This is a genomic window from Thermomonospora sp. CIF 1 (assembly GCF_001896795.1).
In the GTDB taxonomy this organism is placed as follows: Bacteria; Actinomycetota; Actinomycetes; order Streptosporangiales; family Streptosporangiaceae; genus Thermomonospora; species Thermomonospora curvata.
This window is the reverse complement of the sequence record NZ_MOYN02000026.1, coordinates 115,956-134,277: the sequence shown is the minus strand read 5'-3', so window position 1 is coordinate 134,277 and position 18,322 is coordinate 115,956. Positions and strand designations below refer to the sequence as shown.

At 69.9% G+C, this 18,322-nt stretch carries 16 protein-coding genes and 1 pseudogene; 3 read left to right on the top strand and 14 right to left on the bottom strand.

Annotated elements, in window-relative coordinates:
• Positions 1-49: 49 nt before the first annotated feature.
• The 13 genes and pseudogenes from BUE48_RS23125 to BUE48_RS23065 all read right to left on the bottom strand — a co-directional run bounded on the left by BUE48_RS23125 (position 50) and on the right by BUE48_RS23065 (position 13,476).
• A complete protein-coding gene (locus BUE48_RS23125; RefSeq protein WP_286991023.1) occupies positions 50-1,042 on the bottom strand; it encodes a thiopeptide-type bacteriocin biosynthesis protein in 993 nt (330 codons plus the stop codon).
• Positions 1,024-2,196, bottom strand: a complete 1,173-nt coding sequence (locus tag BUE48_RS23120) for a lanthionine synthetase C family protein (RefSeq protein WP_012854951.1) — start codon at positions 2,194-2,196, stop codon at positions 1,024-1,026. The genes BUE48_RS23125 and BUE48_RS23120 overlap by 19 nt, the downstream gene beginning before the upstream one ends.
• Entirely contained in the window at positions 2,193-5,285 is a 3,093-nt protein-coding gene (locus BUE48_RS23115) for a lantibiotic dehydratase (RefSeq protein WP_286991089.1), read from the bottom strand. The genes BUE48_RS23120 and BUE48_RS23115 overlap by 4 nt, the downstream gene beginning before the upstream one ends.
• A gap of 116 nt (positions 5,286-5,401) precedes the next feature.
• The gene (locus tag BUE48_RS23110) at positions 5,402-5,590 is read right to left on the bottom strand and encodes an FxLD family lanthipeptide (protein WP_012854949.1); all 189 of its coding nucleotides are present in this window, start codon (positions 5,588-5,590) and stop codon (positions 5,402-5,404) included.
• Positions 5,590-6,873, bottom strand: a complete 1,284-nt coding sequence (gene fxlM, locus BUE48_RS23105; protein ID WP_286991022.1) for a methyltransferase, FxLD system — start codon at positions 6,871-6,873, stop codon at positions 5,590-5,592. The genes BUE48_RS23110 and fxlM overlap by 1 nt, the downstream gene beginning before the upstream one ends.
• A 327-nt stretch (positions 6,874-7,200) precedes the next feature.
• On the bottom strand, positions 7,201-7,950 hold the full coding sequence (locus BUE48_RS23100; RefSeq protein WP_012854947.1) for a DUF6879 family protein: 750 nt from the start codon (positions 7,948-7,950) through the stop codon (positions 7,201-7,203).
• Between the two features lie 69 nt (positions 7,951-8,019).
• The gene (locus BUE48_RS23095) at positions 8,020-8,826 is read right to left on the bottom strand and encodes a helix-turn-helix domain-containing protein (RefSeq protein ID WP_052305597.1); all 807 of its coding nucleotides are present in this window, start codon (positions 8,824-8,826) and stop codon (positions 8,020-8,022) included.
• Positions 8,827-8,833: 7 nt separating this feature from the next.
• On the bottom strand, positions 8,834-9,127 hold the full coding sequence (locus BUE48_RS23090) for a hypothetical protein (RefSeq protein WP_286991021.1): 294 nt from the start codon (positions 9,125-9,127) through the stop codon (positions 8,834-8,836).
• 41 nt (positions 9,128-9,168) lie between these two features.
• Positions 9,169-9,489, bottom strand: coding sequence for a hypothetical protein (locus BUE48_RS23085; protein WP_148233098.1), 321 nt, complete (start codon positions 9,487-9,489; stop codon positions 9,169-9,171).
• A complete protein-coding gene (locus BUE48_RS23080; RefSeq protein WP_286991020.1) occupies positions 9,468-10,910 on the bottom strand; it encodes a tetratricopeptide repeat protein in 1,443 nt (480 codons plus the stop codon). The genes BUE48_RS23085 and BUE48_RS23080 overlap by 22 nt, the downstream gene beginning before the upstream one ends.
• On the bottom strand, positions 10,835-11,212 hold the full coding sequence (locus tag BUE48_RS23075; RefSeq protein WP_286991019.1) for an AAA family ATPase: 378 nt from the start codon (positions 11,210-11,212) through the stop codon (positions 10,835-10,837). Before BUE48_RS23075 ends, BUE48_RS23080 begins: the two co-directional genes overlap by 76 nt.
• Positions 11,213-11,696: 484 nt before the next feature.
• Positions 11,697-12,456, bottom strand: a pseudogene (locus tag BUE48_RS23070) (SAM-dependent methyltransferase).
• A 243-nt stretch (positions 12,457-12,699) separates the two neighbouring features.
• Positions 12,700-13,476 carry a GntR family transcriptional regulator gene (locus BUE48_RS23065; RefSeq protein WP_012854941.1) on the bottom strand — a complete coding sequence of 259 codons (777 nt, stop codon included), beginning with the start codon at positions 13,474-13,476 and terminating at the stop codon, positions 12,700-12,702.
• 147 nt (positions 13,477-13,623) lie between these two features.
• On the opposite strand from BUE48_RS23065, the gene BUE48_RS23060 reads away from it, so the two are divergent.
• From BUE48_RS23060 to BUE48_RS23050, 3 genes are all read left to right on the top strand, one after another.
• Complete coding sequence (locus BUE48_RS23060) at positions 13,624-14,844, top strand: CoA transferase (protein WP_245536921.1); 1,221 nt, start codon at positions 13,624-13,626, stop codon at positions 14,842-14,844.
• Between the two features lie 193 nt (positions 14,845-15,037).
• Entirely contained in the window at positions 15,038-15,880 is an 843-nt protein-coding gene (locus BUE48_RS23055) for an HTD2 family dehydratase (RefSeq protein ID WP_012854939.1), read from the top strand.
• The gene (locus BUE48_RS23050; protein ID WP_012854938.1) at positions 15,877-17,037 is read left to right on the top strand and encodes an acyl-CoA dehydrogenase family protein; all 1,161 of its coding nucleotides are present in this window, start codon (positions 15,877-15,879) and stop codon (positions 17,035-17,037) included. Before BUE48_RS23055 ends, BUE48_RS23050 begins: the two co-directional genes overlap by 4 nt.
• Before the next feature lie 84 nt (positions 17,038-17,121).
• Here BUE48_RS23050 and BUE48_RS23045 read toward each other — a convergent pair whose 3' ends face one another.
• The gene (locus BUE48_RS23045; protein WP_286991017.1) at positions 17,122-18,243 is read right to left on the bottom strand and encodes a hypothetical protein; all 1,122 of its coding nucleotides are present in this window, start codon (positions 18,241-18,243) and stop codon (positions 17,122-17,124) included.
• Between the last annotated feature and the right edge of the window lie 79 nt (positions 18,244-18,322).

Here is an 18,322-nt window from a genome sequence, read left to right as displayed (position 1 = left end):
GCCGTGCTCCACGACATAGGGCTACTGGGCGATCAAGAAGCTGGATGAGTCAGTTGCGCGGCAGGAAGGCGGCGGTGGCGGCGCGGGCGAGGACGCCTTGGGTAGTGGCCGATAGGCCGAGCCGGTTCCAGTGGAAGATCACTACATGGGCGAGTAGCGCACGTAGGCCGCGGTCGAGGCGGCCGTTGGTTGCGGCTGCCCCGAGTTGCCGCCCTGCTGCGTGGAAGCTTTCTCGCCAGTCGGTTGCGGACGCGATTGGACCACCCGGGCTGAAGAGAGAGGTTGTGGCTTCGGCTGTGGTGTGTATGAGCGTCCGCATCTTGCCGGTCAGCGCGTCCATCGCTGCATGGGGTATCGAATGCGGTGGGATGGGACGTAGCTGCGCGACCCGGTGGAAGACGTCGCCGCGTTCGAACCAGTCCAGCTCCGCGCCGTGCAGGAGTGACTGAAGAAGCATGATCGATATTTCCCGGCGGCCGATCGGTGGTGACGCCATGAGGGCGTAGTCGAGAACTCCGCGGCTGTCGGCGCAGAAGAGGTCGTGGACGGTGGCCATGGCTGTGGGGCCGCCGAACGCGGCGTGCTCCGGTTCGTAGATCGAACGCTGCCATCCGGCGATCAGCCCGAGGTCGGTCAGTTCGGTCATCGTCCCGGTGATGACGTCGGCGGTTGCCGAGGTGGCCTCTGGGCCGGGAACCCGTAGCCGTATCCGCCACCAGGGGTGCTTGCGCAGGAACCACCACCCGCCGATGACTCCCCGGCGGTGCAGGTCGTCCAGGCGCGGGCGAAGGTGCGTGGCGGCGAGTTTCTCGGCCTGCTCCCACGCAGGCCACTTCACAAGTATCTGATGCCACTGCTGCTCAGTGCGACGTTCCAGCGCGGCGTAGCCGGCGGCCAGGTACACCTGGACGGCTTCAGTGAGCTGATCGAGTTGAAGACCGTGCTCGGCGGCGGCTCTCTCGAGTGGGATGCCTGCGAGGACGGCGAGTACGCCGGCGGCGAGCTGGGCGGGGGCGGCTTCGGTCAGGTGATCAGCAGGCATGCGTCCCATCCCGAGCGGGGTGGTGCGGCGTGCCGCGCGCTTTCCAAAGCCAGTGCCACTCCGGCTCGGCCGGTCAGCAGTCCCTCGTTCAGGCGCTGCGTGTGTTCACGGCGGGCTCTGGCGCGGAGTGCGGCGGCCAGGGCAGGCAGCCGCCGGCGGAGTGCCGGGTCGGTGCTGTCGCCGGCGGCACGATAGGCGGTTTGGTAGAGCCCGGCCATGCCGTGGCAGATTCCGGGGTCGCTGATCCGCGTCAGGTTCTGATCGGTCAGGCAGGCCAGCAGCGCTTGTTCGGCGTTGCGCCGCCGTGCGGTGTCGCCGGTGGCCAGGGCGGCCAACTGGAGTGCGCGGGCGATGCCCGGGGTGCCGTAACACCATGAGGGGCGTCCGGGGCGTTGTTGGGCGGGACGGCCGGTGCGCAGTGCGGTGAGGGTGATCCATTGAGGCCACCAGGGGCCCTCCGGTGACTGCTGCCGCCAGTTCTCCATCCAGTCGGCCAGCTGTTCGAGCGCTTCGTGGTGCCCTTCGACGGTGTGGCCGGCGCGGGCGGCCAGTGCCAGAAGCGCGAGGATGCCTGCCGCGCCGTGTGCCATGCCCAAATTGGCGTGCCCACCGGGTGTCGGCAGGGTCGGGTCGGGGTCGTGCGTGACCCACCAGCCGGGCAGTTCCACTCCGTCGTGCCGTGCCGGGCGGGTGAGCCGCACCAGGTACCGCAGCACGTCGCCGAAGACGTCGCTGCCGGGCTGGCGCGAGAGCAGCAGCGCACCGATGCCGACCAGGCCATAGAACAGGTCGTACTCGCTGAACTGTGCGTGCTCGCCCGCGTTGATTCTGGTGCGGGCGGTGTTGATGCGGCGGCGGGCAAGGCGCGCCACGTGGCGGTCCAGCGTGGTGAGCGCCTGTTCGTACCGACCCCGGCCGTCTGTGTCGGCGGCGTGCAGGAGGAACGCGACGGCGGGCGCCCCGTAATACAGGCCTGCGTGATCGCCTCCGTCGATCGGGCCGGCGGCCACCCGCCGAATCAGTGCGTGTGCCTCGGTCCAGGGGGCCTGGCCGGACAGGGCTCGTTCGATGCGGAGGAGCGCGAGGCCGGCCGTACCGTCCGCCAGGGATTGGTGATGCGCCTGATCGTGGGAGATCACCGCGGACGACGTCACGGGGCACCTGCCGCAGGTGAGGCGGTGGCCAGATTCCGGAGGGCGGCGGCGCGGGCCAGCCGGATGGTGGTGGCCTCGTGTTCGGGATCGGGACCGAACGCCCGGACGTGATGCCCGTGCAGGAGCGTCGTCACCAGGTCTGCGGGGTCGCGCTGTTGGGCGAGAAGGCGATGGTAGGCGGCCAATGCGTCGGCTCTGCGCTGCCAGGCGGCGGCGACCGCGTCGCCACCCGGAAGGGCGCGGACGGCGGCGAAGCCGGCTGCGGGATCGGCCAGGCGGAAGGCGGCATCGCGTACGACTGCATCTACCGGCCCGGAGCGTCGCTTTGCGCGGCGGACCAGAGTGCGGTAGCCGGCCGCGGTACCGGAGGCGAACGCAGCGGCGAGATGGGTCATGGAGGCCGCCGCGACGGCCTGCGCCGCCACCCCGGCGGCCTGGGCCATTGCGATCTGGGCTATGGCGGCTGCGGTGTCGGCGGCGAACACCTCCTCGGCCGCTTCCAGGGCCGGGCCGTGCCCGTAGCGGCCGGGCTGCTCTGCGGCGGGAGCCAGGAAGAGCTGTTCGAGCAGGCCGCGGGTTCGCAACTCCTGAGCGAAGGCGGCCAGCCGTGCGGCCACTGCTCCGTACTGGGACCGTTCGGCGAGCCGGAACAGCACCACGAGGTACTGGTCGGCCTCCAGACGGATCAGGTCGCGATGCCTGCTCGCCCACCATCGCCGGATCGGTACGCCGAGCTGCTGGACGAACGCAGGGAGGTGACGGGTGAGGATGGTGTCGAAGTGCGCGGGGTTGCCCACCAAGTGCGCCCGCAGCAACAACGCATCGCCCGGCTGATGGATGATGCCCGGCGGTGCGGTCACCGGCGGCCGCCCCTTCGGCGCGGCGGCCGCGACCATCGGGATCACCAGCTCCGCCGCGCGTCCCACCCAGCCCCAGGCGATGGACGAGGCATCCTCACGAAGTTCGAGCCGTTCAGCCGCATTCAGCCGAGCCTGCAGCAGTCGGCGGTCCAAAGGCCGGTCCAAGTTCAACGGCAGGCGCAATTCTCCCTGGCACAGCACGACGCGAGCGGGCACCCTCCACCGGTGGCGCCATCTGTGCAAGGCCGCGTCCCAGTCTTCGCCGGGTGCGGCTAGGGCACCGCGGGTGAGGAGCCAGCGTGCGGGAGACAACACCGTGCGCCGGTAGCGGATGCGGGGGACGTACGGCAGGGCGCGGGCCGCTCCCAGGTCGAATGGGCCGAACACGGCGCTGCGTGCATCGGCGATTTCTGCCAGGAACCGCGCCAACGGCGGTGTCTGCACGGTGGTGTCCAGAGCGTGGGGGATGTAGGCGCGCACACGTCGCCCGGTGGACCGCTGCACCAGGTACATCTGATCGGCGTCCGCGGTGACCGCCAGGTCGTCCAAGCTGAGCACGCCCACCTCGGTTCCACCGGAACCCGACCGGCCGGGAGCGGTGCCGGGGTGTTCGGCCAGCGGCAGGACGACTGTTCCCGCGTGTGGGGCGACGCGTACGACGTTGTCGTTGTGCGGACGTCGGGGCGTGAACGACAACTGCGCTACCACGACGTCGTCATCGGGAGCGTAGGTGCGGGCGAGCTTGGCCCGGTCGGCCTTGTCGAGCAGGTGGGCGAAGCGGCCGATCATGCTGGTGTGGGCGCGTGGCGCGGCCACCACCTGCAGGGTGAAGTCGCCGCGGTTGATCGCGTCCGTTGAAGTGGCGTGGAGCGTGATGCCGAGTTCGATACGCGACGGCACCACGACGTCACCGTGATCACCTGTCGTCAATGCCGCTATATCGGCCTCGGACAGCGTGATCTCCTCACGGCCGTCCACGAGGGCTTGCTGGATCATCCCCATCAAAGTGGTGTCGCGTTGGGTCAATGTCCGCCACACGGGGCGGGCACGAGGCGCGCCCAGATACCCGCGGGGGTACCCCAGTCCTGAGTCGGTGACCAGCTCCCGGACCGGGACAAGTGCACCGGTGCCATAGCGGGCACGGAAGCGGGCGTGGTAGTCCAACCACGCCGTCGTGCCGAACGGCTGCGTTGACAGCCGCAGCAAGACATCGGCTGCTCGCTCGGCCTCGTGCACAACCGGTTCGGGGATCGCGATGTGGGCGTTGAGCCGCAGATCGGCCGCCAGCACGGGCCCGGTGCCGCGCGCCAGATGCCGCATCCTGCCGGCGGCCGCGGCACGCAGGGGCGCCGCACGCGCCGGGTCGGCAGCGGTGTTGTGTTCCATCAGTTGGCGGTTGATGGCCTCCAGATGGTCGAGCAGCTTGGTGATCTCCGTGAGCTCCGCGTCGCCCGCCTCGCGGACTCCTGCGCGGTGGAGCGCCTGGATGAGATGGTTCAGCGGGTCCTCAGCGGTCGAAGGCGGACGCAGGTCGGTGATGAGGAATCCCCCGTCGATCAGGCCGTGCAGCAACGTGTGTATCCGGCCGGTGTCGGCGCTGGGAAAACGCCGGGACATGCGATCGGCCAGTGCGGCGAGCCGCTGGGGCCGGACGGCCTGCTCGAGGGCGTAGGCGATGGGTGTGGTGAGACGCACCGACGCTTCCTGCAGCGGTCCCGGTGATCGCGCTCCGACCGCGGCCCTGCGGAGGACGATGAAGCGGCCGTCGCGGACGACGCCGGTGTTGTCCGCGACCACCGTCAACCGCATCCGCAGGGCAGGATGCCGCTCCACCTGGTCGATCAGCGTGGCGAGCCATTCGGAATCGGCGCGAACGACGGCACGGTGACCGGTGTCGATCTTCACCGCCGCCGGGCCGAGCGCAGCGGCGGTGACGCCGGCGAACATCCCGAAGGGGGTGGCGCGCCGTTCCCACCGCAGCAGGTACGACGCCGGCGAGGCCACCGTCCGGCGGAGCCGCCGCCCGGCGGGACAGCCATCCGTCAGAAGGCGCTCGATGCCGGCGGCCAGGTCTGGGCTGGACATCTCCACGGCTTCGCGTACCTCACGGCGCTGCCAGACTCGCCTCACCCACGCGGCTCCCTCCCGCGCCACGGCAGCGTGGTCGGCCAAGTCCACATCGCCGGGAGGCGTCACGTCCGGGGGACATGTGGTCGCGCGTACCAGCACGAGTCCGGTGTGGCGGAAACGGCGGGAAACGGCCACGACCCCATTTCCTTCCTCTCGCCGGGACTTGCGGAGGCGACATCCCGGCTAAGGGATGCCGCCGCAAGGCGTTCAGGCCGTCAGAACGGGTCGTATGAGCTGCTGCTGCACGCGCTGGTGCTGCAGGTGTTGCCGCAGCCGTCGCTGGTGGAGCACATCATGGTCACTATCGGCGTGGTGGACTCCACCACGCGCAGGTCCAGCTCGAACTCTTCTGCTGCGATCTCGCCGTGGTCATCGGCGAGGTCCAGGGCCAGGGGCAGAGTCATCAGTTCACTCCTCCCACACGTCGAGGGCGAATGATCGGTGTGTTCTGGCTCGCCGGGAGCCAGGAGATCGAGACGGCGCCATGCCTTTTGTGCAGCACCGCCGAGGGCTCGGGAAGCTTGGGAACGGTGCTGCCGGCAGGCCAGAAACCGAACGAGGGACTGCGGTGACGGCCGGCGCGGTCCCAGGCCTGGATCTGCTCGACAAGAGCGATGGCCGCGGCCCGGCCACCGTGGGCGGTGGCGCCGAACTCCACGCCCGTGTCGTCCATCGCCGGCCGCACTGCGAGATAGGCGAAGGAACCCCCGACTACGCCGCCGAACGGGAACCAGGTCTTGCCCAGCTTCGCCGCCAGATCGGTACCAGGGTCGGCGCTGATCCGGCAGAATCCGGGCAGGAACGCCGCGAGCCACAGATGCAGGTCGGCGAACGAGATGCCCTTCCCGATGGTGACACCGGACCACACCGACACCGATTCGGTTGCCAGCACACCGTCGAGGAGGCGTATTTCTTCAGGGGCGCCGGAGTCGAACTGCAGCCATAGCCGCGCGCCGTTCGGATCTGGCAGCAGGAATGTCCGCTCGGTATGCGCGCCCTGCCCCTGAATGGGCACGAATCCGGCCACTTCGGCGTCGCTGCTGGTCAGGTGATCGCCGTCGCGGCGGAACGCGATGGTTCGGGTGATGCCGTTCATGCGCAGCGGCACCACCAGCACACCGTCGGCGACCAGTTGGTCCAGCCAGGCCGGGGGGATGTCCCACGCCCCGACGGTGACCAACGTCCGATCGAACGGGCCGAAGCCGGGCACGGGGTATTCGGCGTCCGCGTGCACAACGCTGACCCGACCGCCATACCCGGTTCGGCTCAGCAGGGCGCCGGCACGCTCGACGATCTCGCTGTCGATGTCGATGCTGACCACATACCCATCCGGACCGACGATCTCGGCCAGCAGCGCGGCGTTGTAGCCGCCTGAGCCGATCTCCAGAACGGCCATTCCGGGATGGATATCCGCCATTTCGATCATGCGGGCCTGGATGTAAGTGGCGCTGACCGAGGACAAGCTCCTGCCGTGCTCGTCGGTCTTGGTCACCACCGCGCGGTCTACGGCGTAGACCTCCTCAAGAGGAGTGCCGGGGGGTACGAACGTCTCACGGGCAACCGTGCGGAACGCCTTCTCCACTGCAGGCGAGACGATCTTCCCGCGCGATCGCAGCGTATCGACCAGCTCGTCTCGCAACCGTGCCGCCCGCTCGAAGTCGCCGGTGGTATTCGCTGCCCGGATCACGTGCTCTCCCCCGTTGAGCGATGTCATTCAACTGCTCACACCAGATCAGTTCGCCTGGCCGCGTATCTCCGATGCGAAAACCGGGATACCTCAGGGCTGATTGCAGAAGAAAAGCATTCGGCGCGACGGCCGAGCAGGACCCGGGCGGGCGTTCGAAACGCCTTTGTATTACCAGAGGCTTGTTTCAGCGAGAAGGTGATCAAGACGGCTCCCTGGAGTGTGTGCAGTGTCGTCCAAAACCTCGCGCACTCAGGTCGCCGCCGGGAAGAGATTTGGCAGGTTTTGGCCCCGGCCTCGCCGACGTGGCTGAGACCGGGACCGATATGTTCAGGGAAGTCGGAACTGCTCGTGGGGGATCGCTCGCTCCCACACCTGCTCGAACGCGGCCAGGCAGCGCGCGACCACGGTCGGGTCGTTGCTGCTCTTCTCTTCGGGGATCTCGGTCCCGTCCCCCTCGCAGAAGTTGAACATCACCAGCTTGTTGTCGAACAGCCAAAAGTCCGCGCCGGGCAGCATCAGGTCCCAGGCCCGGTCGCGCGGCAGCCACCGCACGTCCTCTCCGGCCTCGATGTTCTGGGAGGTGAGCATGTGCTCCCAGCGGATGTAGTCCGAAGGGGGCATGGAGATCACCCGGGCGCGCCGGATCGTCACCCCGCGACCCACGGCGTCCTGCACGATCCGGCGCCAGTTCGTCATCTCGTACCAGCCCGACCCGCCCGCCAGAAAGTCCTGGTAGGCGGGGTGGGACGGGTCGTAGGTGTCGCGCATCTCCAGGTGCAGCGCGCTGTGCTTGGCGACTTTGAGCACCTCGGTGCTGTCGGCCGGACCGTGCCCGAGACGTCCCGGCTCATAAGTGCCGGCGGCCGCCTCGGCGATGATCGACGCCATGCGTCCGGGAAGCCGCACCACGGCCTCGTCGGCGTGCAGGGTGCCGTGCCTGCCGATCTCGGCGAGCACCAGCGGATCGGTGACGAGCAGACCCTGGAAGTAAAAATCCCCGCTGTCGGGGTCGAGGTACACGGCGGGGCAGCGCCCCTCGGGCGAGTCGGGGTCCTCGCCCACCAGCTCGAGCGGCATCACGGTCCTCCGTTTCGACACCGGGCCTGTGCGTGCCGACCCCGTGTCGAACCCTCACCCGCGCCGGCTTCAGGCGTCAAGCGATTCGCGGACTCTGGTAATGATCCGCCGGGCCTTCTCTCCCGTGACGGACAGCGACGTCAGCCGCTTCCAGGCCGCCAGGTAATCGGCGATCTCCGATGGCTGGGACACCGACAGAAACCCCGACACCAGCTCCACGGTGACCAGCTCGGTGTCGCTGATGATGAAGGTGTGCTCCGGCCACACCCGATGCCCGTCGTCCAGCGTGCGGTCGGCGTCCAGCGGGATGATCCCCAGCGATACCGAGGGCCACCGCGCCATCGCCAGCAGATGCTCCAACTGTTCGGCGTGCACGTCGGCCGGGACGACCCGGTGATGCAGGACCTGCTCTTCCAGCACGAACACGAACCGGGCGTCCGGCCGCCGCAGCACCCGCTGCCGGTCCATCCGCTCTGCCACCGCCTCGGCGACGTCGTCCACCTCGACGTGCTGCTCGACGCGGATCGACTGCAGTGCCGCCGTCGTGTACGCCCGCGTCTGCAGCAGGCCGGGGATCACGTGCGCACAGTAGACCCGCATGAGCTTGACCCGCTCGTACCGGTCCCGCACCGACTCCTGAGCACCCTTGAGGCCGCCGCGGTTGAGCTGCCGGTAGGTCAGCCACATCCGCTCGACGGCGGCCTGCTCCGCCAGCAGCTCGTTCAAACGCTGCTCCGACGCCCCGCAGATCGCGCACCACAGCCGCACATGCTCCGCCGACGCCGGACGCACACCCCGCTCGATCTTCGAGACGTTCGACGAGTCTCGCCAACCCGCCCGCCGGGCGAACTCCACACCGGAGATCCCCGCGGCCATGCGAAGCTCACGCAACTGATCCGCCAGCCGCTGCCGCGCGGCCCGCGCACTGGAAGAAGACGACGAAGGCATCTCCACCATCCAACCGTGCCGCTGCAACCGTTTTGGAGGAGACGCTGTTGACGCTACTGATGAGCGGCATCAGCGCGTTCTGCTTCACATACGGCTCGGGGGACGCGATGTCCCGGTTGTTCTCGCCGATCGCTGCTGTTCTTGAGGCGTTTGCTGTGATCTTTGCCGGTGTTCCGCGTGGACGAGTCCGGGCGTCTTTATCTGGGGCCGTGTCCTTCGCGGGGGGCATCCGGGGTTCGTCTGTGCCGTGGTGGTTTCACCGGGGCGGTCTCATGGGGATCGGGTGTTGGTTGTTCCGTCTCCGGTGGAGATGGTTCCGGTGTTGTCGCCGCCGATGGCGACCGAGCGTTCTCCCGAGGCCGACACCTGGGGTGGGGCTTGTTCGGTGGTGTTTTGGCCGGTGAACAGGCCGGCCACCGCCACTGCCAGGCCGATGATCGCTATGAAGACTCCGATCACGCTGGCCCACTTGTCGGCCTTGTCCAGGCCTACCGTGGCGAAGTACGCGCCCAGTCCGATCAGAGCCGCCATCAGTAGGGCGGTGCCGGCCCATACCAGCCCACGTCTCGTCATGGTTTCATCATCGGCCATGCCCCTCCAGGGGGAAGGGGGAAATGGCTCGTTTGCTCTCTTCGGCTTGTCGGTAGGTGTCGGCGAGATAGTCGCGGGGAAGCGCGGGTGCGCGGGTGGTCGTCGCCCAGTACTCGTTCTTTATCGGTGAGTGCCTGTTCCAGAAGCGGGATGGCGCGTTTGAGATCTCCGGCTTCCTGGTAGGCGAGGGCGAGGTTGTTGCGGGTGGTCAGAGTGTGAGGGTGGTCGGCGCCCAGTACTCGTGCCTTATCGGTGAGGGTTTGTTTCAGAAGCGGGATGGCGCGCTTTGAATCGCCGCTTGTCTGGTAGGCCAGGGCCAGGTTGTTGCGGGAAGTCAGCGTGAGCGGGTGGTCGTCACCCAGCAGTCGCTGAAAGTCCGTCAGGGCGCGCCGGTGGTAGGCGATGGCGCGATGGATCGTTCCTTGGTCGTGCAAGAACGTGCCGGCCTCGTTGAGCAGGAGGGCGAGGCCGTCGTCGTCGACGGTGGTGCGAGCGGCCAGGGCGTCTATGTGGGGGAGCAGCGTGCGCCAGGCGGGCCAGTGCGTCGGGTCTTGATGGTCGGGGGGCAGGGCTTGGCCGAGCAGGTCGATGGCCTGGTGGCGGGCCTGGTCGATGTCGGTGGGACGGCGGTGCGGGTCGGTGGGGTCGGGGGCGCGGGTAACGGCCTGCACCAGGCGGTGCACGGTGACCGTCTGCGGGGTGAGGGTGATCATGTTGTAGGCGGCCAGTGCCCCGAGCGCCGTGGTGAGCTCGGCGGGGGCGGCGAGCGGGGAGAGCAGAGTGCGGGGGACGGCTTCGGCGCCGTACCAGGCCAGCACCCGCAGCACCTGCAAGGCATGGGGGACCTCGGTCAGCCGGGCCAGGGTGAGTCGCCAGAGGCGGGCGATGGTGCGTTCGGGGTCGCCGCCTGCGGCGGCCTGGTCGAACATCGCCGCCGGCTGTCGGGACAGCAGTTCCAGGTAGGCCCGTGGGGTGAGCCGGGTCTGGTGGAGGTAGGCGGCGGCCTGTTCGATCGCCAGCGGCAGGCATCCCAGTTCTTCGACCAGGTCGGCTGCGCCCTCCAGGGCGGGATCGTGGCGGTCGGTGCCTCCGGTGGTGATGCGGGTCAGCAGCTCGACCGCCTGGGCGGGGGTGAGCACGTCCAGGTGCAGGACGCGGGCGCCCAGGCGGTGCCATCCGGTGCCGAGCCGGCTGGTGATCAGTACCCGTCCGCTCAGGGCGCGGTTCAGCACGGGGGTCAGGTGGGCGGGGTCGGTGACGTTGTCCAACACCAGCAGCCAGTCGTTCTGGCAGCTCAGCCAGGTCAGCGCGCGTTCCGCCAGCGCCTCCAGCGGCAGCGCCCGGGTCAGTTCCGGTTGCAAGGCGGTGGCGAGGGCGGCCAGTCCGGCTTGCAGGGAGGCGGGGTGTCGGCGGTGATCCACCACACCGGGTTGCGCCGGTCGGCCTGGGCGGTGGCGTAGCGGGCGGCCAGGGTGGACTTGCCCACCCCGCCCAGGCCGTGCACCACCACCGGATCTTCGGACTCGTCCAGTGCTGTTTGCAGAGCGGTCAGATCGTCGTGGCGGCCGACGAACAGCCGCGCGGCGGAAGGGACATTCACCAGCCGGGGCGGGGCCGTCACCTCACTGACCGGCCGCAGCGCCTCTGGCGGCAGCACCGTTTGGACGTTGGTGGCGTTCGGGCCGGTGGACACGATGCCCCAGTTGTCCTTGCCGATCGCCACCGCTCCCGGGGCGTCCGCCGTGGTGCCTGAGGACGGAGCGGCGTCGCCGCCCGCAGAGCCCGGCGGGTCCTTCGGGGCCGGGCTGCGTCGTGGCCGCTTCACCACCGCGCCCTCGCAGGGGCCTTTCGCCCGCGGTGGGGATGGTTCCGGTGGCGTCCCCACCGCAGGCGGCCGGCCGTTTTCCCGTGGCCGGCGCTCGCGGTGGCCGCTGTCCGCTCTCCTCGCCGTGCCGTCCGGTGAACGGCCCGGCCACCGCAGACCCGTGCCGGTACGCGCCCCGTCATGCTTTCATGATCAACCACACGCGTTCGGAAAACGCGCAAGTTCCCCCTTCTGAGGATTTCTTGGCCGTAACCGGCCGCATCTGGTGGATGCGCGTCCACGTGTCAAGGCGGGCACCTCGCTCCGCGGGAGACATCCGGGCCTGGCCCCCTGGGGCCGTGCGGCGAGAACGTTCAAATTCCGGGCGCCCCGTCGTTTCAGGTCACGGCTTTCGGAACAGCCCGCCGTACTCGAACAGTTCCTTGTGGAGCTTGGAGGCGCCCTCGTAAGTTTTCAGCTCTTCGGGAACGGGGGCCAGAGGCGGCTGGTTGGGGTCGGGGCGCCAGTTGTTGATGTCGACCAGACCCGGTTCGACCGGCTCCAGGCCGTGCCCCAGCAGCAGCGCGTCGACCTCTTCGGGGCTGCGGGTCTGCCAGGGGATGTTGGGAGGGACGATGGCGTCCAGTTCGGCGCGCCGTTCGGCGGGGAGGGTGCTGACGATCTGAGTGAAGGCCAGGTGGCTGCCGGGGACGGCGCGGTCGATGTAGGTGTGCAGGACGGTGTGGGGGTCGTCGGAGTCGGGCAGGTGGTGGCCGACCGACAGGTACAGCACGGCCAGCGGCTCGCTGAAGTCGATCAGGCGCTTGGTGTCGGGGTGCTCCAGGATGGCCTCGGGGTCGCGCATGTCGGCGGTGATGACCACGGATGTCCACGTAGACGACCCGGGCGTCGGGTGCGTGCTTTTGGGCGACTTGGTGGGTGTTGTTGTCGGTGGGCAGGCCGCAGCCCAGGTCGATGAACTGGCGGATGCCGGCCTCGGCCGCCAGGTAGCGCACCACCCGGTACAGAAACAGCCGGTTCGCTCGGGCGGCGTCGAGGACGTGCGGGGTGAGGCGGATGGTGTCCCGCACGAACTGCCGGTCGATTTCGAAGTTGTCCTTGCCGCCCAGGAGCCAGTTGTAAACCCGGGCGGAGGTCGGCACGTCGGTGGGGATGTCGGTCGGGACGGCGCCGTCAGCGCCCAAGGTCTGCTCCCATGCTTCACGAGGATCCTGCACCGGATCTCGGCAAGATCAGATTATCGGCGTGAACGTTGCCGTTGGGGGTTTCTTCGGGTTTCGGACGCCGTTGGCAAGTGGGCCCTTTCTCGAGGGTAAAGGGACGAACAGTGCTCGGCATGCAAACCGCGCCGGGCCGTGCTTGACCGTGGCTTTCGTTGAAAACCCTCACTGCGATGCCGACTTCTCCAGGACGCCCCGGGCGCGCAGGTGGTCGATCAGCAGGCGGCCGACGTGGCGGATGTGGGCGGACATGGCGGTGCGGGCGGCCTCGGGGTCGCGGGCGCGCAGCGCGGCCAGGATGGGGGCGTGGTCGCGGGCCGAGGCCTCGGGCCAGCCTTCGACGGTGCCGAAGAAGCGCAGCGGCACGTAGTGGACGGTCGACTTCAGCAGCGCGGTCAGCCGGTGCGACCCGGAGGAGCGGTTGATCGTCCGGTGGATCTCGTGGTTGAGCCGGTCGACCAGCTCGGCGTCGCCGTCGCGGGCGGCCTGCTCCAGGCGGGATTGGACGCCTTCCAGACGGTCCAGCTCCTCCTCCGGCAGGGCGGTGGCGGCACGGGCGGCCAGTTCGCCGGCGAGGTGGGCCTGGACGTCGAACAGGTCGGCCACGTCGCGTTCGGTCAGCGGCAGCACGCGGAAACCGCGGCGGGGCTCCCAGCGGACGGCGCCCTCGCTGTGCAGGATCATCAGGGCCTCCCGCACCGGGGTGGCGCTGACGCCCAGTTCGGCGGCCAGGTGCTCGGTGCGGATGTAGGCGGGGGCGCGCAGTTCGCCGATCATGATGGCCTCCCGCACATGCCCGGCGACCCGTTCGCTGAGCTGCCTGCCGTCCAGCGCGGGCCGGCGCGCGATTTCCGCGGCGGGGTGTGCGGGGGCGGCATGCGGGACGGCCGGTCCGGGCGTGGTGCGGGGACCGTTGGGGGCTGCTGGGCGTTTGCCGGGCACCGTTTCTCCCTCCCGCCGACGTCCTGTCGATTCTGGACCGGGCGGGGCGCCGGGGGCTCTGGAAAGCGTGTGGATATTCTATAGAATCCAGAATCTCCAGGAGCGTGCCGCGGTCTGGAGACGTCCCCGAGCCGTGGAGGGGTGCCGGTGGCCGGTGAGGCGAGCGCGATGGGACTGCCGCTGGACGGGATGCGGGTGGTCGAGCTGTCCAGCTTCGTGGCCTCGCCGCTGGGTGGGATGACACTGGCCCAGCTCGGGGCGGACGTGATCCGGGTCGACCAGATCGGTGGCGGGCCCGACATCGACCGGTGGCCGCTGGCGCCGTCCGGGCGGAGCCTGTACTGGGCCGGGCTCAACAAGGGCAAACGGTCGGTCACCGTGGATCTGCGGTCGGCCGAAGGACGCAAGATCGTCGCCGATCTGATCGCCGAGAGCGGGATCGTCCTCACCAACGCGCCCCGGCGGGACGGGCTGACCTACCAACAGCTGCGGGAGCGGCGGCCGGACCTGATCTACGTGCAGCTCGTCGGCAAGCGCGGCGGCGGCAACGCCGTGGACTACACCGTGAACGCCGCCTTGGGCTTCCCGCTGGTGACCGGTCCGGAAGACCACGACGGGCCGGTCAACCACGTGCTGCCGGCCTGGGACATCGCCTGCGGCCTGTACCTGGCGGTCGGGCTGCTGGCCGCCGAACGGCAGCGGCTGCGCACCGGGGCCGGGCAGTACCTGGAGGTCGCCCTCAGCGACGTGGCGCTGGCCACCGCCGGCAACCTCGGCTACCTGGCCGAAGCCCAGTTCGGCGAGCCGCGGCGGCGCATCGGCAACCACCTCTTCGGCGACTTCGGACGCGACTTCGCCACCGGCGACGGCCGGCGCGTCCTGGTGCTGACCCTCTCGGCCCGGCACTGGCGCGACCTGCTCGCCGCCACCGGCCTGGGCGAGGTCGCCGAAGCCCTGGAACGGGCCCTGGGCGCCGACTTCACCAAAGCCGCCGACCGCTACACCTACCGGGAGGCGCTGTGCGGCATCTTCACCCCCTGGTTCGCCGCCCGCACCTGCGGCCAGATCGAAGAGGCGTTCCAGGGCACCTCCGTGCTGTGGGCCCGGTACCGCGACTTCGCCGAACTGGTGGCCGACGACAGCGCCGCCCTGCGCGCCGAACCGCTGATCGGGGAGCTGGACCAGCCCGGCATCGGCCGCCACCTGGCCCCCGGCTCGCCCCTGGTGCTCGGCGGTCTCCAGCGGCCTCCCGCCCCGGCGCCCCTGCTGGGCCAGCACACCGACGAAGTCCTCGGCGAACTGCTCTCTTTGCCCAAGGACGCCTTGGACGACCTGCGCGCCCGCCGCGTGATCGGGGAGCGGGAATAGGCCGCCCACGATCGATGTGCGTGGAAGGCCCGGTGGGCAGGCGGATGCGTCCGAGAGCCGGTCGTTTGCAAGGCTGCCGCCGCCTGGAAACGGCGGCCCGTGCGCCGGGAGCGCGGGAGTCCCGGCGGGATGTGGGAAGTGGTGAAGGGCTCCGCCATGGGGGCGGGGCCGCGGGCATCGGGAGGCCGGTGAGGTGAGCGAAGGGCTTGCCGCGCATGTGGACGGGTGGAACCCGGGGCCGCAGACCGTGACGGACGAGCTGCCGCCCGGGCCGGCGGCGGCGCTGGCCGCGGTGCTCGACCGGCCCGGGGACGCGCCCGAAGCCGGGGAAGAACTGCCGCCGCTGTGGCATTGGCTGTACTTCCTGGAATGGGTGCCCCAAGCGGAGCTGGGGGCCGACGGGCATCCGGCGCGCGGGCACTTTCTGCCGCCGATTCCCGAGCGCACCCGGATGTTCGCCGGGGGCCGGCTGCGGGTGCACGCGCCGCTGCGGGTGGGGAGGGTGGCCGAGCGCACGTCCGTCCTCGCCGGGGTGAACGTCAAGCAGGGCCGGGCGGGCGAGCTGCTGTTCGTGACCGTCCGGCATGAGATCCGGCAGGACGGCGAGCTGCGCGTCACCGACGAGCAGGACCTGGTGTACCGGTCGGGTTCGGCGCCCGCCCGGCACGAGCTGCAAAGCGGGACGCCCTCCTCACCGGACCCCTGGCAGTTGCCGCTGACGGCCGAGCCGCCGCTGCTGTTCCGGTTCAGCGCGCTGACCGCCAACGCCCACCGCATCCACTACGACCTGCCCTACACCCGGGACGCGGAGGGCTTCCCCGCCCTGGTCGTGCACGGCCCGCTGCTGGCCGTCCTGATGGCCGAGCTGCCGCGCCGCAACGCCCCCGGGCGGCGGGTGACGGGCCTTGCCTACCGGTTCCGCCGTCCGGTGTTCGCCGGGGAGGCGGTGCTGGTGACCGGCGGGCCGGACGGGAGGCTGGCCGTGGTGGACGCCGCCGGGCAGGCCCGGGCGCAGGCGGAGGTGGAACTGTCATGATCGGCTACGAGCTGGCCCCCGAAGAGCGCGCGATCGTCGAGACCGTCCGCGAGTTCGTCGACCGCGAGGTCCGCCCGGTCGCCCGCGACCTGGAGCACGCCAACGCCTACCCCGAAGACCTCATCGAGCAGATGAAACGCCTGGGGATCTTCGGGCTGGCCATCCCCGAGCCGTACGGGGAGACCAAGGTCTCCACCCCCTGCTTCGCCCTGGTCACCGAGGAGCTGGCCCGCGGGTGGATGAGCCTGGCCGGGGCGATGGGCGGCCACACCGTGGTCTCCAAGCTGATCTGCGACTTCGGCACCGAGGAGCAGAAACGCCGCTACCTGCCGCGCATGGCCACCGGGGAGCTGCGCGCCGCGATGGCGCTGACCGAGCCCGGCGGCGGCTCCGACCTGCAGGCCATGCGGACCACGGCCACCCTCGATGAGGACCACTACGTCATCAACGGCGCCAAGACCTGGATCACCAACGCCCGCCGCGCCGGCCTGATCGCCCTGCTGTGCAAGACCGACCCCGAGGCCCGGCCCGCGCACAAGGGCATCAGCATCCTGCTGGTGGAGAAGGTCCCCGGCCTGACCGTCTCCCGCGACCTGCCCAAGCTCGGCTACAAGGGCGTCGAAAGCTGCGAGCTGGCCTTCGAAGACTGCCGCGTCCCCCGCACCGCCCTGCTCGGCGGCCGGGAGGGGCGAGGGTTCGCGCAGATGATGAAGGGCCTGGAGATCGGCCGCATCCAGGTCGCCGCCCGCGCCACCGGGGTCGGCCGCGCCGCCTTCGACGACGCCTTCCGCTACGCCCGGCAGCGCGAAAGCTTCGGCAAGCCGATCTGGCAGCACCAGTCCATCGGCAACTACCTGGCCGACATGGCCACCAAGCTGACCGCCGCCCGCCGCCTGCTGCTGCACGCCGCCGAACGCTACGACTCCGGCGAGCGCTGCGACATGGAGGCCGGCATGGCCAAGCTGTTCGCCTCCGAGACCGCCATGGAGATCGCTTTGAACGCCATCCGCATCCACGGCGGCTACGGCTACTCCACCGAGTTCGACGTCGAACGCTACTTCCGCGACGCCCCCCTGATGATCGTCGGGGAGGGCACCAACGAGATCCAGCGCAACGTCATCATCAAGCAGCTCATCAGCCGCGGCGGCCTGACCTGACCCGCGGCGATCCGCCCGGGGCGCGCGGGAACGACTCCTGCGCGCCCCTGGGCGACGACCGCGTTCTGATCCCTGAAGAGGCGGTCAGGGGCCGTACTTCCAGACGGTGCCGCGTTCACCGGCGACACCGACCGCCCACAGGGAGCGTGTGCCGGGGATGCGGGTCAACCCGAACGCCCGGCCGTTCTTGCCGCCGGCCTTCGGGGCGTAGCGGCGGTCCACCTTGCCGCCGTTGAAGTGCAGCAAAGCGCGGTGGGAGCCGTTGAGCAGCCAGAAGCCCTTCTTGCCGTCGGGGGCGAACTTGGCGATTCCCTGCTTGTCCTTGATGCGGAAGTGCTTCCACTTCTTGCCGTTCCAGCGCAGCAGCAGGCCCGCGTAGGTGCTGCCCTCGCCCGGGGAGAGGACGGTCGCGGTGGCCCATACGGTCTTCGAGCCCTGCGCCGCAAGGTCGGTGAAGCCGTAGGCCAGGCCCTTGCGCAGCGAGACCTTGGGCTTGGGGAGGGTCTTCCACTTCTTGCCGTTCCAGTACGCCACTACCGGCGTCGAGACGGGCGCGGAGGTGGAATGGACGGAGCCGGCCGCCCAGACGCCGCCGCCGGGGCGCGGGCTCAGCCGGTTGAAACCGATCCGCTTCCCCTTGGTCTTCACCTTGGGCAGCGGGACGGCCCGCCACGCCTTCCCATCGAACCGGCGGATGAAGCCCTGGCAGCCGCTGCTGGTGCAGCGGGAACCGGTGATCCAGAGCTGCTTGCCCACGAAGGCCGCGTCGCTGATCCGCATCCCGGCGGCGAAGACCTTGCGGGTCCATGAGGTGCCGTTCCAGCGGAGCGCGAACCCCACGTCGGCGCCGCCCCGGCGGGCGTCCCCGAAGGCCCACACGTTGGCGGGCGAGGAGGCGGTGACGGTGTGCAGCGCCGGGGAGCGCAGGCCGGAGTAGACGGAAGAGGGAACCTCCACCGGTTGCCAGGCGGTGCCGTTCCACTGCGCGAACCGGATGAGCCCTCCGCTCTGGTGCGACCCGACCGCCCAGGCCTTCTTGGGGCCCAGCGCGAAGACGTCGTCGAACCCGCCGTGACCGTCGCCGGCGGGCGTCTGATACACCGGCCGCCAAGCGGGGGTCGGTGCGGCGTGGGCGGGCAGGGCGGTGGCCGGTACGGCAATGGCGAGCGACAAGCCGACACCGGCGAACAGGAGGCGTCGTGTCATGATCATGATCGTATTGGCGGGCATCGTCCGGAATCCGCAGAAAATCCTCTAATCGAGGTCGCGGAAGCCCGCCGCCTGA